14 protein-coding genes are annotated in these 12,163 nt (G+C 67.7%); 8 read left to right on the top strand and 6 right to left on the bottom strand.

All coding sequences use genetic code 11. The features are described 5' to 3' along the window. The first annotated feature begins 90 nt into the window (after positions 1-90). From AC3WL7_RS17440 to AC3WL7_RS17415, 6 genes are read left to right on the top strand one after another with little or no spacing between them, the layout of a single operon-like run. Positions 91-879, top strand: a complete 789-nt coding sequence (locus tag AC3WL7_RS17440; RefSeq protein ID WP_492752000.1) for an ABC transporter ATP-binding protein — start codon at positions 91-93, stop codon at positions 877-879. Next, positions 879-1,628, top strand: coding sequence for an MlaE family lipid ABC transporter permease subunit (locus AC3WL7_RS17435; protein WP_079224408.1), 750 nt, complete (start codon positions 879-881; stop codon positions 1,626-1,628). The genes AC3WL7_RS17440 and AC3WL7_RS17435 overlap by 1 nt, the downstream gene beginning before the upstream one ends. A 58-nt stretch (positions 1,629-1,686) precedes the next feature. Then, positions 1,687-2,208 carry an outer membrane lipid asymmetry maintenance protein MlaD gene (gene mlaD / locus AC3WL7_RS17430; RefSeq protein ID WP_079224410.1) on the top strand — a complete coding sequence of 174 codons (522 nt, stop codon included), beginning with the start codon at positions 1,687-1,689 and terminating at the stop codon, positions 2,206-2,208. Next, on the top strand, positions 2,205-2,867 hold the full coding sequence (locus tag AC3WL7_RS17425; RefSeq protein ID WP_108747720.1) for an MlaC/ttg2D family ABC transporter substrate-binding protein: 663 nt from the start codon (positions 2,205-2,207) through the stop codon (positions 2,865-2,867). The genes mlaD and AC3WL7_RS17425 overlap by 4 nt, the downstream gene beginning before the upstream one ends. Then, positions 2,857-3,168 (top strand): STAS domain-containing protein, encoded by a 312-nt coding sequence (locus AC3WL7_RS17420; RefSeq protein WP_079224414.1) that lies wholly within the window; start codon positions 2,857-2,859, stop codon positions 3,166-3,168. Before AC3WL7_RS17425 ends, AC3WL7_RS17420 begins: the two co-directional genes overlap by 11 nt. Position 3,169: 1 nt before the next feature. Next, positions 3,170-4,171 (top strand): MlaA family lipoprotein, encoded by a 1,002-nt coding sequence (locus AC3WL7_RS17415; protein ID WP_200733946.1) that lies wholly within the window; start codon positions 3,170-3,172, stop codon positions 4,169-4,171. A 63-nt stretch (positions 4,172-4,234) separates the two neighbouring features. On the opposite strand, the gene AC3WL7_RS17410 is transcribed toward AC3WL7_RS17415, so the two are convergent. The 3 genes from AC3WL7_RS17410 to AC3WL7_RS17400 all read right to left on the bottom strand — a co-directional run bounded on the left by AC3WL7_RS17410 (position 4,235) and on the right by AC3WL7_RS17400 (position 6,869). Then, positions 4,235-4,780 carry a glutathione peroxidase gene (locus AC3WL7_RS17410; RefSeq protein WP_492751995.1) on the bottom strand — a complete coding sequence of 182 codons (546 nt, stop codon included), beginning with the start codon at positions 4,778-4,780 and terminating at the stop codon, positions 4,235-4,237. Between the two features lie 67 nt (positions 4,781-4,847). Continuing rightward, the gene (locus tag AC3WL7_RS17405) at positions 4,848-5,246 is read right to left on the bottom strand and encodes a hypothetical protein (RefSeq protein WP_492751993.1); all 399 of its coding nucleotides are present in this window, start codon (positions 5,244-5,246) and stop codon (positions 4,848-4,850) included. Positions 5,247-5,318: 72 nt separating this feature from the next. Then, positions 5,319-6,869 carry a DNA recombination protein RmuC gene (locus AC3WL7_RS17400; protein WP_492751991.1) on the bottom strand — a complete coding sequence of 517 codons (1,551 nt, stop codon included), beginning with the start codon at positions 6,867-6,869 and terminating at the stop codon, positions 5,319-5,321. Between the two features lie 44 nt (positions 6,870-6,913). Between AC3WL7_RS17400 and AC3WL7_RS17395 the strand changes: the two genes are divergently transcribed. Then, positions 6,914-7,516, top strand: a complete 603-nt coding sequence (locus AC3WL7_RS17395; protein WP_492751989.1) for a glutathione S-transferase family protein — start codon at positions 6,914-6,916, stop codon at positions 7,514-7,516. Positions 7,517-8,082: 566 nt separating this feature from the next. Here the strand turns inward: AC3WL7_RS17395 and AC3WL7_RS17390 are convergent. Together AC3WL7_RS17390 and AC3WL7_RS17385 are read right to left on the bottom strand one after the other, a co-directional pair. Then, positions 8,083-8,307, bottom strand: coding sequence for a YbdD/YjiX family protein (locus tag AC3WL7_RS17390; protein ID WP_049467479.1), 225 nt, complete (start codon positions 8,305-8,307; stop codon positions 8,083-8,085). Then, positions 8,307-10,388 (bottom strand): carbon starvation CstA family protein, encoded by a 2,082-nt coding sequence (locus AC3WL7_RS17385; protein ID WP_108758047.1) that lies wholly within the window; start codon positions 10,386-10,388, stop codon positions 8,307-8,309. Before AC3WL7_RS17385 ends, AC3WL7_RS17390 begins: the two co-directional genes overlap by 1 nt. A gap of 233 nt (positions 10,389-10,621) precedes the next feature. Between AC3WL7_RS17385 and AC3WL7_RS17380 the strand changes: the two genes are divergently transcribed. Beyond that, positions 10,622-11,473 carry a pirin family protein gene (locus tag AC3WL7_RS17380; protein WP_492751984.1) on the top strand — a complete coding sequence of 284 codons (852 nt, stop codon included), beginning with the start codon at positions 10,622-10,624 and terminating at the stop codon, positions 11,471-11,473. A 132-nt stretch (positions 11,474-11,605) separates the two neighbouring features. Here the strand turns inward: AC3WL7_RS17380 and AC3WL7_RS17375 are convergent, their stop codons facing one another. Beyond that, positions 11,606-12,064, bottom strand: a complete 459-nt coding sequence (locus AC3WL7_RS17375) for a hypothetical protein (RefSeq protein ID WP_079222756.1) — start codon at positions 12,062-12,064, stop codon at positions 11,606-11,608. Positions 12,065-12,163: the final 99 nt, after the last annotated feature.

The following is a 12,163-nucleotide window of genomic DNA, read 5'->3' as shown; positions in this document are numbered from 1 at the left end:
GCGACGTGCCACAATACTGCACCGTCCAGTCTGCTTATGTTCAGCCGGCTGACCCCACCCTTCGATGTCTAAAAAACGTTAATGGTGCCCATGTCGGCTTCCGCCTCCAGTCTGGTGCAGTTGTCCAACGTCCGCATCGACCGGAGCGGACGCACGATCCTGCGCGACGTTTCGCTGCAGGTTCCACAGGGCAGCATCACCGCCGTGCTGGGCCCGTCCGGCAGCGGCAAGTCGACCCTGCTGGCGGCGCTGACCGGCGAACTGCGCCCGGTCGGCGGTGAGGTCACCCTGTTCGGCAAGCCCATTCCGCAAGACAGCGGCGCGCTGCTGGAAATGCGCAAGAGCGTGGGCGTGCTGCTGCAGGGCAATGGCCTGCTGACCGACCTCACCGTGGCCGAGAACGTCGCCCTGCCCCTGCGCACCCATACCCGCCTGCCGGCCGCGGTGCTGCGCCGGCTGGTGCAGATGAAGCTGCACGCGGTGGGCCTGCTGGCCGCCGCCGATGCCTGGCCGCGCGAGCTGTCCGGCGGCATGGCGCGCCGCGTGGCACTGGCCCGCGCGCTGGCCCTGGACCCGCCTCTGATGATCTACGACGAGCCGCTGACCGGGCTGGACCCGATCGCCTCCGGGGTCATCATGAGCCTGATCCAGCGGCTCAACCACAGCCTGGGCCTGACCAGCATCATCGTCAGCCACCACGTGCATGAAACCCTGCCGATCTGCGACCAGGTGATCGCCATTGCCAATGGCGGCATCGTGTTCCAGGGCACGCCCGAAGCGCTGCAGTCCAGCCAGGACCCGCTGCTGCGGCAGTTCCTGCATGGCCAGCCCGACGGCCCCATTCCGTTCGACGCCGCTCCGCGGGCGAGGGTTGCCTGATGCCGTTCGTGCAAGCCACCCGTTCGCTGGGCCGCGCCGGCCTGTTCTCGCTGACCGTGCTGCGTGGTTCGCTGCCGACGCGTGATTTCCTGGCCGAGCTGACCCGCGAGATCTACAAGATCGGCGCGCGCTCGCTGCCGATCATCGCCGTCGGCGGTGCCTTCGTCGGCCTGGTGCTGACCCTGCAGGGCTACCGCACGCTGACCACCTTCGGTGCGGCCGACGCGCTGTCGACCCTGCTCGGCCTGTCGCTGTACCGCGAGCTGGCGCCGGTGCTGACCGCCCTGCTGTTCATCGGCCGCGCCGGCAGCTCGATCGCCGCCGAACTGGGCCTGATGCGGGCCACCGACCAGATCAAGGCACTGGAGCTGATGGCCATCGACCCGGTGGCCAAGGCGGTGGCGCCACGCTTCTGGGCGGCAGTGCTGACCGTGCCGCTGCTGACCGGCATCTTCTGCTCGCTGGCCATCAGTGCCAGCTACTTCGAAGCCGTGCACGTGCTGGGCCTGGACAATGGCGTCTTCTGGTCGGCGCTGCGCAACAGCGTGGACTTCTGGGATGACTTCGGCGTGGCGATGCTGAAGTCGGCGATCTTCGGCGGCACCGCCGCGCTGGTGGCCTCCTACGTCGGTTTCCATGCCGAGCCGACCATCGAAGGTACTTCGGTGGCCACCACCCGTGCGGTGGTCAACGCCTCGCTGCTGGTGCTGATGTTCAACTTCGTGCTGTCGGCAATGTTGTTCACCTAACCCCTCCTTTGGCGGTGCGCAGGGCGCGCGGCCACCACGACTCGATCAGGTAATCCACATGGCCATACGCGGTCCCAGACTCGAATTCTCCGTCGGCGCATTCCTGCTGCTGGCCCTGGCATCGCTGATGGTGCTGGCCGTTGCCTCGACCAACCAGCGCTGGAGCTGGGGCGGCCAGGGCTATGAGCTGAAGGCACGCTTCTCCCAGGTCGGCCAGCTGCGCAAGCAGGCGCCGGTGAAGATCGGCGGCGTCACCGTCGGCCAGGTCGCCTCGATCGAACTGGACCCGGTGAAGTTCGAATCGATCGTGACCCTGCGCATGGACAGCAAGGTCAAGGACCTGCCGGCCGACACCTCCGCCGGCATCTTCACCAGCGGTTTGCTCGGCGAGAGCTATATCGGTCTGCAGCCCGGTGGTGATCCGGAAGTGCTCAAGCCCGGTGAGGAGATCGTCTTCACCCAGCCGGCGGTGGACCTGCTGCAGCTGGTCGGCAAGTACATGTTCAGTGGCAGTGCCGGTGGCGCTGGCCAGAAACCCAACGATGGCGAGCAGTCGCCTGCAACGGAACCGCAACCATGAAGATGAAACTGATCCCGGCCCTGCTGGCCTCGTCGCTGCTGCTGGCCACCCCGTTCCTGGCCCAGGCGCAGTCCGCCCCCGCCGCTGCCGCCGCCCCGCAGGGCCAGGCCGGCAAGGTGGTGATCGACGCCAGCAGCCGCATCATGTCGACCCTGCAGCAGCGCCGCGCTGAGTTCACCAGCAACCCGGCCAGCCTGCGCAGCTACATCGACAGCGAACTGACCCGCACCTTCGACCGCGACTATGCCGCGCGCCTGGTGCTGGGCACGCACGCCCGCGGCGCCTCCGACGCCGACATCAAGCTGTTCGCCGATGCGATGGCCGACAGCCTGATGCAGCGCTACGGCTCGACCCTGCTGAACATCCAGGGCAAGCCGAGCTTCCGCCTGAAGGGCGAGAGCCCGCTACCGGGCAACCGCGGCGTGCGCGTGGCCACCGAGCTGGTGCGTGCCGGCAACGAGCCGACCCCGGTCGAGTACTGGATGCGCAACGTCAACGGCCAGTGGAAGATCTTCGACGTCAACATCGAAGGCATCTCCTACGTGCAGACCTTCCGCAACCAGTTCGACGCCCCGCTGCGCCAGAAGGGCATCAAGCAGGTGGCCAGCGAACTGCGCAGCGGCAGCATGCAGGCCGGGCCGGCCGGCAATGGCAAGTAAGCCGCTGGCACTGCTGGAAGGCGACACCCTGCGCCTGCGCGGGGTGCTCGACCGTGCCGCGGTGATCGCCTTGTGGCCGCAGCTGCAGGCCTTGCCGGCAAAGCTGGCACGACTGGAGCTGGGCGAGGTCGAGCGCGTGGACAGCGCCGGCCTGGCCCTGCTGGCCGAACTGGCCGCGCGTGCGCGCACCCAGGGCCACCCGCTGGCGATCTCCGGCACCCCGGCTGGTTTCAACGAACTGAGCGCGGCCTACCGGCTGTCGCCCGATCTGGATTTCAATGCACCCTCTGCTGCGAGCTGACATGAACGTCGTACGCGCCATTCCCCTGATGATCCTGGCCCTGGCGCTCAGCGCCTGTGCCGGCAAGCCCGCGCGCAGCGATGCGCCGGTGGCCGACACCGTGGTCCCGGCCAGCACGGCCGCCGATGCACCCGCTGCCGATACCGGCACGGTTGAAGCGGCACCGGCCGCTGCCGCGGACGACGCAACGGCGACGGCCACCCCGCCGCCGGCCGACACCGCCGAAACCGATGCCGCCACGGCGGCCGCCGCCGCCGCCCCCGGTGGCGATGACGATTTCGACGCGCTGTACGGCAACGCCGGCACGGCCGCCACCACGGCTGCCTATGACCCGTGGGAGCCGCTGAACCGCCGCGTGCACCGTTTCAACGTGGGCGTGGACAACGTGATCGCGCGCCCGCTGGCGACTGCCTACACCCACGTCGTGCCGCGCTTCGCACGCACCGGCGTGAGCAACTTCTTCAGCAACATCCGCTCGCCGGTCACCATCCTCAACCAGCTGCTGCAGGGCCGCCCGGATGATGCCTGGGATACCCTCGGCCGCTTCCTGATGAACTCCACGGTGGGCATCGGTGGCCTGTTCGACCCGGCCAGCAAGGCGATGGTGCCCAACCGCCGCGAGGACTTCGGGCAGACCCTGGGTGCCTGGGGCTGGCGCCGTTCGCGCTACGTGGAACTGCCGTTCTTCGGCCCGCGTACCGTGCGCGATGTGTTCGGCCTGGCGGGCGACATGCCGCTGTCGCCGATGCGCACGATCGAGGAAGACAAGATCCGCATCGCCCTGCAGGGCCTGCAGCTGGTCGACACCCGCGCGCAGCTGATGGCGGTGGACGACCTGCGCAGTTCGGCGGTGGATGAGTACGCGCTGGTGCGCGATGCCTGGCTGCAGCGCCGCAACTACCAGATCGAGAACGACCTGCGCGGCAAGCGCGAGCGCGGCAGCGACGATGAGAATTCACCGATTCCGGTGGATGCCATGCCGATGCCGAACTGGACCAACTGATCACCGTGGTCCATGCATGAAAAACCCCGCCTTGGCGGGGTTTTTTTTGCTCATGGCCCGGGGTCAGGCGGCCAGCGCGGCCTCGATCGCCTCGCGCAGGCGCGCGTCATCGGCGGCCACGTCCGGGGCGAAGCGTGCGACGACCTTGCCATCGCGGCCGACCAGGAACTTCTCGAAGTTCCACAGCACTGCCGGTGCGGCGTGGATCGGAATCTCCTTGCTGGCCAGGCGCTCGCGCAGCGGGCCTTCACCGATGGCCTGCGGCTGCGCAGCGGTCAGCTGCTGGTACAGCGGGTGGGTGTCCTCGCCGGCCACGCTGATCTTGGCGAACATCGGGAAGGTAACGTCGTAGGTCAGCTGGCAGAACTGCTGGATCTCCGCTTCGCTGCCCGGCTCCTGGCCGAGGAAGTTGTTGGCCGGGAAACCCAGCACTTCCAGGCCCTGGGCCTGCTTTTCCGCGTACAGCGCCTGCAGGCCTTCGTACTGCGGGGTCAGGCCGCACTTGGAGGCGACGTTGACCACCAGCAGGACCTTGCCCTGGTAATCGCCCAGGGTGGACGGCTGGCCGTCGATGGTGGTGAGGGAAACATCCTGGATCGGGGTGCTCACGCGGGGGCTCCGGCTATGGCGGGGAAAGGTCCACCAGCATAGCGCTGCGCGGATGCGCCGCGTGCGATCAATCCACGCAGATCGTGCCCTGCGCCTTGCCATCCTCGATGCGCTGGCGGCAGCCGAAGTTCTGGCTGGCATCACGCTGGCAGGTGCCGGTTGCCACCACGCCCGCCTCGGCTTCGCCCGTGGCCAGGCACTGGCCGCTGCAGTCGCGCTTGCTGCTGCAGGCCTTGCCCGCATCGGCATAGGGAATCACGCACTGCACGCGTTGCAGGCGGCCCAGCGGTTGCAGGGTGCCACCGGCGGCGCGGCAATCCACATCGCGCGCTTCCTGGTAGGCCTCGGTGGCTTCCGGCGTGTCTGCCGCCGCCGGCTGTGCCGCCGCATCAGCGGCGGGCGGCGTGCTGCTGCAGGCCGACAACAGGGCGGCCAGGGCCAGGCTGGCAAGGAAGCGTAGACGCATGGTCGGACCTGCAGGCGGTGATCGAGGCCGCCAGCATACGCATTGCGTGGTGCAGGTGGTGTGTCAGTGCACTCAGGTCCCTTCGCCCTCGCTGGCCTCGTCCTCGCCACCCTCTTCTTCCGCCTCGCCCAGGTCGCCCAGCAGCTGCTGCACCTGCTCGTTGGCCAGCGTCTCCACGCCACGCAGGCGGCGTTCGATGGTGCGCGTCTTGCGGCTGGCCGCGCCGATGCTGCGGCCGACCGTGGTGATCTGCTTCTCGGCCTTTTCCAGGATGCCGGCGAACTTGCCGAACTCGCTCTTCACCGCACCCAGCAGGCTCCACACTTCGCTGGAGCGCTTCTCGATGGCCAGCGTGCGGAAGCCCATCTGCAGGCTGTTGAGCAGCGCGGTGATGGTGGTCGGGCCGGCCACCACCACGCGGTGGTCGCGCTGCAGCAGGTCGACCAGGCCGGGACGGCGGATGACCTCGGCGTACAGGCCTTCGGTGGGCAGGAACATCACCGCGAAATCGGTGGTGTGCGGCGGCACGATGTACTTCTCGGAGATCGACTTGGCCTGCACCTTCACCGCGCGTTCCAGCTGCGCGCCCTGGACGCGCACCAGCTCGGCATCGCCCTGGTCCTGCGCGTCCAGCAGGCGCTCGTAATCCTCGCGCGGGAACTTGGAATCGATCGGCAGCCACACCGGCGCGTCGTCGCCACGGCCGGGCAGGCGCACCGCGATGTCGACCATCTCGTTGCTGTCCGGGCGCACCTTCACCGCGCGCGCGTACTGCTCCTGGATGAGCGTCTGTTCGAGGATGTTCTCCAGCTGCACTTCACCCCAGCTGCCGCGCGTCTTGACGTTGGTCAGCACGCGCTTGAGGTCGCCCACGCCGGTGGCCAGCTGCTGCATTTCGCCCAGCCCGCGCTGCACCTGTTCCAGGCGCTCGGAGACCAGCTTGAACGACTGCCCCAGGCGCGTTTCCAGCGTGGTCTGCAGCTTCTCGTCCACGGTCACGCGCATCTGTTCCAGCTTCTGCGCGTTGTCGCTCTGCAGCGCGCGCAGCTGTTCTTCCAGGGTCGTGCGCATCTCGGCGATGCGTTGTTCGTTGCGCTGGGTCAGTTCCTGCAGGCGCAGGCCGAGGCTTTCGGTCAGGCGCTGCTGCGACTGCGCGCCTTCCTCGCGGCCCTTGCGCGCATCGTCCACCAGGGTCTGGCGCAGCGCGCCCAGCTGGGTGTCGGTGCGGGTGGTCAGTTCCTGCAGCTGCTGGCCGAAGGCATGGATGCGTGCTTCCTGCTGCTGGCCGAACACTTCCAGCTGTGCGCGCAGTTCCTGCAGGCGCTGGCCCATCAACGCACCGCTGCGCTGCTGGCTTTCGGCCGCTTCAGCGCGCGCCTTGCGCGCATCTTCGCCGAGGGCTTCGCGCAGCAGGTCCAGGCGCTGGTCGGTGCGGGTGGACAGATCGGTCAGTGCGCGGGCAAAGCCATCGAGCTGTTCGCGCAGTTCGCTGCGGCCGGCCCGCGCCTCCTCGCGCACGGCCTGTTCCAGGCGGTCATGGGGCGGGCGGCGCAGCAGGGCGACCAGCTGCAGGACGAGGACGGCCAGGAGGAGGGCGCCGAGGAGCAGGAATTCGGTTTGCATGCCGCCAGTGTAGGCTGGCCCCGTCTCAAACGCTGCGTCTGGCCATGCTCGAACTGTACGGAAAGCCGACCTCGATCAACGTGCGCAAGGTGCTGTGGCTGTGCGCCGGGCTGGACCTGGCGGTGCGGCACCATGCGGCACCCGATGCCGAGCTGCTGCGCGGCCTGAACCCGAACGCACAGGTGCCGGTGCTGCGCGAGGGCGACTTCGTGCTGTGGGAATCCAACAGCATCTGCCGCTACCTGGCCGCGCGCGCCGGGCGCCACGACCTGTTGCCGGTGGCGCCGCAGGCACGGGCGCGGGTGGAGCAGTGGATGGACTGGCAGGCGACTGATCTGAACACGGCGTGGCGCCACGTGTTCATGGCGCGCGTGCGCGGGCATGCCGATTACCCGGACGATGCGCGGGCGGAGGCGAGCCTGGCGCAGTGGAACCGCCTGATGACGATGCTCGACGCGCAGCTGGCCGGCCATGCGCACGTGGCCGGCGCGGATTTCACCCTGGCGGACGTCGTGCTCGGCCTGTCGACGCAGCGCTGGCGCAGCACGCCGGGCGGCAAGCCGGTGCTGGCGAATGTCGAGGCGTGGTTCGAGCGCTTGCGGCAGCAGCCGGGGTTTGCCGCGCACGTCGACAACGGCGTTGCCTGAGGGGTGGGGTTTGTTTGCAGGGCTTGCAGCCCTGCACCTGCTCAATGCAACGGCAACGGCAACGGCAAAAGCTGGGCATCCGTGGGTTGGCGGGGTGGGTCCGGTTACGGGGGGCGCCGTGAATCCGTCCATGGAGGCTCGGTCGCGCCATCCATGGCGCTCACGCCCCCGCAACCGGACCCACCCCGCCTTCGACAGTTTCCTGCGAGCTGTTGGAACCTGCTGCTGTTGGTGGGTGCCGACCGTTGGTCGGCACATGTGTCAGATATCGATAAACAAAATGGGGTCAGATCCGTTTCCTTCGGGAAACGGATCTGACCCCGCATGTGTCTCGCCGTCACCGGCAGTCTGTCAGAGGTGGGGCGGTGTGGGCTTGCAGGACCGTTGGCGCCATGGATGGCGCCATCGAGCCCCCATGGAAGGGTTTACGGCGTGTCCTGCAAGCCCACACCGCCCCGCCAACCAAACAGAAACCCAGAGCCGACGCTTTGGCAGTTGCAGTTGCAGTTGCAGTTGCTCCGGCTTCTGCGGGCGCCGGGCGGCAAGCCCGGCACCCACACACAACTTCAACAGCAGCGACCGCCGTTGCGACCGCCATACCGCGCTTCCTGCCGCTCACGGAAGAACGTCTTGTAGTCCATCGGCTCCTGGTCCGGATGCTTCTCCAGCATGTGCCGGACGTAGTTGTCGTAATCAGGAATCCCACAGCACAGCCGTGCGGTCTGCACCAGGCGCCGCCAGATGCGGCGGTGCGCCTGGTACTGGCCGACGGGAACGAGTTGCGTGCTCATTACAGATCCACCATTTCGTGCGGCTTCAGTGCCACGTACGGGGTCTCGCGGTCACTGCGCTGCGGATTGCGGCGCGCCGCCAGGATGGTCTTGATCGAATACACCAGCACCGCACCCACCACCAGCAGGAACAGCGAGGTCAGGCCCGTGTTGACGTAGGCGTTGACCACGATCTGCTGCATCTGCGCCACCGACTTGGCCGGCGCGGTGATGGTATCGCTGGCGATGGCCGCCTGGTACTTGTGCGCCTGCGCCAGGAAGCCCTGTGCCGGGTTGCTGTCGAAGATCTTGATGAAGCCCGCGTAGGTGGTGCAGATCAGCAGCCACACCGCCGGCAGCGCGGTCACCCACGCATAGCGGTCACGCTTCATCTTGAACAGCACCACCGTGCCCAGCATCAGCGCGATACCGGCCAGCATCTGGTTGGAGATACCGAACAGCGGCCACAGCGTCTGGATGCCGCCGAACGGATCGACCACGCCGGTGTAGAGCAGGTAGCCCCACAGCGCGACACAGCCGGCGGTGCCGATGATGTTGGCCGTCCACGATTCGGTCTTCTTCAGCGCCGGGATGAAGTTGCCCAGCAGGTCCTGCAGCATGAAGCGACCGGCACGGGTACCGGCATCGACTGCGGTCAGGATGAACAGTGCTTCGAACAGGATCGCGAAGTGGTACCAGAACGCCATCATCGCGTCGCTGCTGCTGGGGATCGCCTCATGCAGGATCTGCGCGATGCCAACCGCCAGCGTGGGGGCGCCACCGGCGCGATGCAGGATCGTCGGTTCACCAATGGCCGCCGCCGTCGCGGTCAGCTGTTCCGGGCTGATGGTGAAGCCCCAGGTGTTGGTGATGAAGTGCGCCGCCGAGGCCGCATCGGCACCGATCACGGCCGCTGGGCTGTTCATTGCGAAGTAGATGCCCGGATCGATGATCGAGGCCGCCACCAGCGCCATCACTGCCACGAACGATTCCATCAGCATGCCGCCGTAGCCGATGTAGCGCATGTGCGCTTCATTGGCGAGCAGCTTGGGCGTGGTGCCGGAGGAGATCAGTGCGTGGAAGCCGGACACCGCGCCGCAGGCAATGGTGATGAACAGGAACGGGAACATGCCGCCCTTCCACACCGGGCCGTCGCCGCTGGCGGCGAACTGGGTCAGGGCCGGCATCTTCAGTTCCGGCATGACCACCAGGATGCCGATTGCCAGGGCGATGATCGTGCCGATCTTCAGGAAGGTGGACAGGTAGTCGCGCGGTGCCAGCAGCAGCCACACCGGCAGCACCGAGGCGACGAAACCATAGCCGATCAGCATCCAGGTGATCTGGGTGCCGGTGAAGGTGAAGGCCGGGCCCCAGGTCGGGTCCGCCGCCACCTTGCCGCCGAACCAGATCGCGGCCAGCAGCAGGATCAGGCCGACCACCGAGATCTCGCCGATCTTGCCGGGGCGGATGTAGCGCATGTACACGCCCATCAGGATCGCGATGGGCATTGTCGCGATCACCGTGAACATGCCCCAGGGGCTTTCGGCCAGTGCCTTGACCACCACCATCGCCAGCACCGCCAGGATGATGATCATGATCAGGAAGGCGCCGAACAGCGCAATGGTGCCGGGCACCTGGCCCATTTCCTCACGCACCAGGTCGCCCAGCGAACGGCCGTTGCGGCGGCTGGACAGGAACAGGACCACGAAGTCCTGCACCGCGCCGGCCAGCACCACGCCCACCACCAGCCACAGCAGGCCGGGCAGGTAGCCCATCTGCGCGGCCAGCACCGGGCCGACCAGTGGGCCGGCGCCGGCGATGGCGGCGAAGTGGTGGCCGAACAGCACGTGCTTGTTGGTCGGGACGTAGTCCAGGCCATCGTTGTTGATCACCGCCGGGGTGGCCCGGGTCGGATCGAGCTGCATCACCTTGTCGGCGATGAACAGGCTGTAGAAGCGGTAGGCCACCAGATACAGCGATACCGCGGCGACCACGATCCACAAGGCGTTGATGTGTTCACCGCGGCGCAGGGCCACTGTGCCCAGACAGAATGCGCCAAGCAGGGCGAGGGCCGCCCAGCCTATTTTGGAAAACCCTTTCATGAGGTGCTCTCTCCCGGAAAGATGTTCAAAGAGTCCCGCGTGACCTGTGCACGGTCAATGTGTGCGGGACTTTTCTGCGGTAGTACTTTGGTCGAACACAACGCAGGCGCCGCCGCGCGGCGGACATGACGCCCGGCGAACACCAGTGGTGGAACAATCGGTTGCGGTGCCGCCCATTGGCGTTGCGGCGTGCGGCGTCCATCTTCATCGGCATCCATCCAACAGGAGTCGCCATGAGCCTTCCCGAGCCGGTGCGCGTGCAGCGCACCATCCGTGGCATGCCCACCTCCGACGGTGCCGGCGTGCGCCTGACCCGCGTCATCGGTGGCCCGTCGCTGCCCGACCTGGATCCGTTCCTGCTGCTGGATGAATTCGGCACTGATCGCGCCGAGGACTACATCGCCGGCTTCCCGGAACACCCGCACCGTGGCTTCGAGACCGTCACCTACATGCTCGACGGGCGCATGCGCCACCGCGACAACCACGGCAACGAAGGCCTGCTGACCCCGGGCAGCGTGCAGTGGATGACCGCTGGCCGCGGCCTGGTCCATTCGGAAATGCCGGAGCAGGAAAGCGGGCAGATGCGCGGTTTCCAGCTGTGGGTGAACCTGCCGGCGCGCGACAAGATGACCGACCCCAAGTACCAGGAATTCGCGCCCGAGCGCATTCCGGTGGTGCAGCCGGCGGCGGGCGTGGAGGTGAAGGTGATCGCCGGTACCGTCGATGGCACGGCCGGCCCGATCGCCCAGCCGGCCACCGACCCGGTGTACCTGGACATCAGCCTCGAGGCCGACCGCGCCTGGACCTACACGCTGCCGGAAGGGCACAACGCCTTCGCTTATGTTTTCGAGGGCGGGGTGACGGTGGGCGAGCAGGACGCCGCGCGTGACGTGGCGCGCCAGGAACTGGCGGTGCTGGGCGGCGGCGAACAGCTGCACCTGTCGGCCGGAAGCGAAGGCGCACGGCTGATCCTGGTGGCGGGTCGCCCGCTGCGCGAGCCGGTCATGCGCCACGGCCCGTTCGTGATGAACACCCGGCAGGAGCTGATGCAGGCCTTCGTGGATTTCCAGGAAGGCCGCTTCTGAGGGGTAGCGCCGGGCCATGCCCGGCGGCTTTCCCAGCTTCGCGCGCAAGCGCCGGTTCGCCGGGCATGGCCCGGCGCTACCGATCAAAGTTGAAGTGCGGGGATGCTGCCAGGCAGTCATCCCCGCAACCGCTCAGCGACCGTCGGCCACGGCCGACGGGGTCAGGCTCATGCCCTGCGCCAGCTGCTGCAGGCTGCCCAGTTCCTGGCTGCTGTCCGGGTACAGCGCGATCTGCGCATAGCGTCCCTTGTCCAGCTTGACCACGCTGATGCGCCGCTCGGCGTAGCCGGGCGGTTGCTGGCCGCCCAGGTCGGGCTGGTACCAGTACATCGATTCACCGCCGAAGCTGCCTTTTTCCTGGCGCAGCGAGCGGCTGAGTGGAATGCCCGGGTCGCGCTGGCTGAGCATCAGGCTCAGCACTTCGCGGCCTTCGGCGGTGGCCGCACGGCACACCACGAAATCGGGCTGTGCCTGCTGCTGCCATTGCAGGCCACTGCTGGCGGGCAGCGACGGACACTCGACCGGAGCCTGTGCGGCGGCATGGGCCGCGACGAACAGCAGGCTCGACAAGACAACAGGCACGAACTTCATGCATCCCCCAAGGTGGCGTGTTGTAAGGCTCCACCGGCGCGCCGGTGGCGGTGGCATCCCATCCCCGGATGCCGTGCCGTCCGCATGTGTACGGGCGGT

It is taken from the genome of Stenotrophomonas sp. FW305-3-2-15-E-LB1, from assembly GCF_058787375.1.
The sequence above is the reverse complement of the archived record's forward strand: the minus strand, read 5'-3'. Positions and strand labels throughout refer to the sequence as shown.

Excerpts from the sequence above, each read along its gene's own strand:
- AC3WL7_RS17440 (WP_492752000.1), top strand. The coding sequence starts at position 91 with ATGTCGGCTTCCGCCTCCAGTCTGGTGCAGTTGTCCAACGTCCGCATC.
- AC3WL7_RS17435 (WP_079224408.1), top strand. The coding sequence starts at position 879 with ATGCCGTTCGTGCAAGCCACCCGTTCGCTGGGCCGCGCCGGCCTGTTC.
- mlaD (WP_079224410.1), top strand. The coding sequence starts at position 1,687 with ATGGCCATACGCGGTCCCAGACTCGAATTCTCCGTCGGCGCATTCCTG.
- AC3WL7_RS17425 (WP_108747720.1), top strand. The coding sequence starts at position 2,205 with ATGAAGATGAAACTGATCCCGGCCCTGCTGGCCTCGTCGCTGCTGCTG.
- AC3WL7_RS17420 (WP_079224414.1), top strand. The coding sequence starts at position 2,857 with ATGGCAAGTAAGCCGCTGGCACTGCTGGAAGGCGACACCCTGCGCCTG.
- AC3WL7_RS17415 (WP_200733946.1), top strand. The coding sequence starts at position 3,170 with ATGAACGTCGTACGCGCCATTCCCCTGATGATCCTGGCCCTGGCGCTC.
- AC3WL7_RS17405 (WP_492751993.1), bottom strand. The coding sequence starts at position 5,246 with ATGCGTCTACGCTTCCTTGCCAGCCTGGCCCTGGCCGCCCTGTTGTCG.
- AC3WL7_RS17400 (WP_492751991.1), bottom strand. The coding sequence starts at position 6,869 with ATGCAAACCGAATTCCTGCTCCTCGGCGCCCTCCTCCTGGCCGTCCTC.
- AC3WL7_RS17395 (WP_492751989.1), top strand. The coding sequence starts at position 6,914 with ATGCTCGAACTGTACGGAAAGCCGACCTCGATCAACGTGCGCAAGGTG.
- AC3WL7_RS17390 (WP_049467479.1), bottom strand. The coding sequence starts at position 8,307 with ATGAGCACGCAACTCGTTCCCGTCGGCCAGTACCAGGCGCACCGCCGC.
- AC3WL7_RS17385 (WP_108758047.1), bottom strand. The coding sequence starts at position 10,388 with ATGAAAGGGTTTTCCAAAATAGGCTGGGCGGCCCTCGCCCTGCTTGGC.
- AC3WL7_RS17380 (WP_492751984.1), top strand. The coding sequence starts at position 10,622 with ATGAGCCTTCCCGAGCCGGTGCGCGTGCAGCGCACCATCCGTGGCATG.
- AC3WL7_RS17375 (WP_079222756.1), bottom strand. The coding sequence starts at position 12,064 with ATGAAGTTCGTGCCTGTTGTCTTGTCGAGCCTGCTGTTCGTCGCGGCC.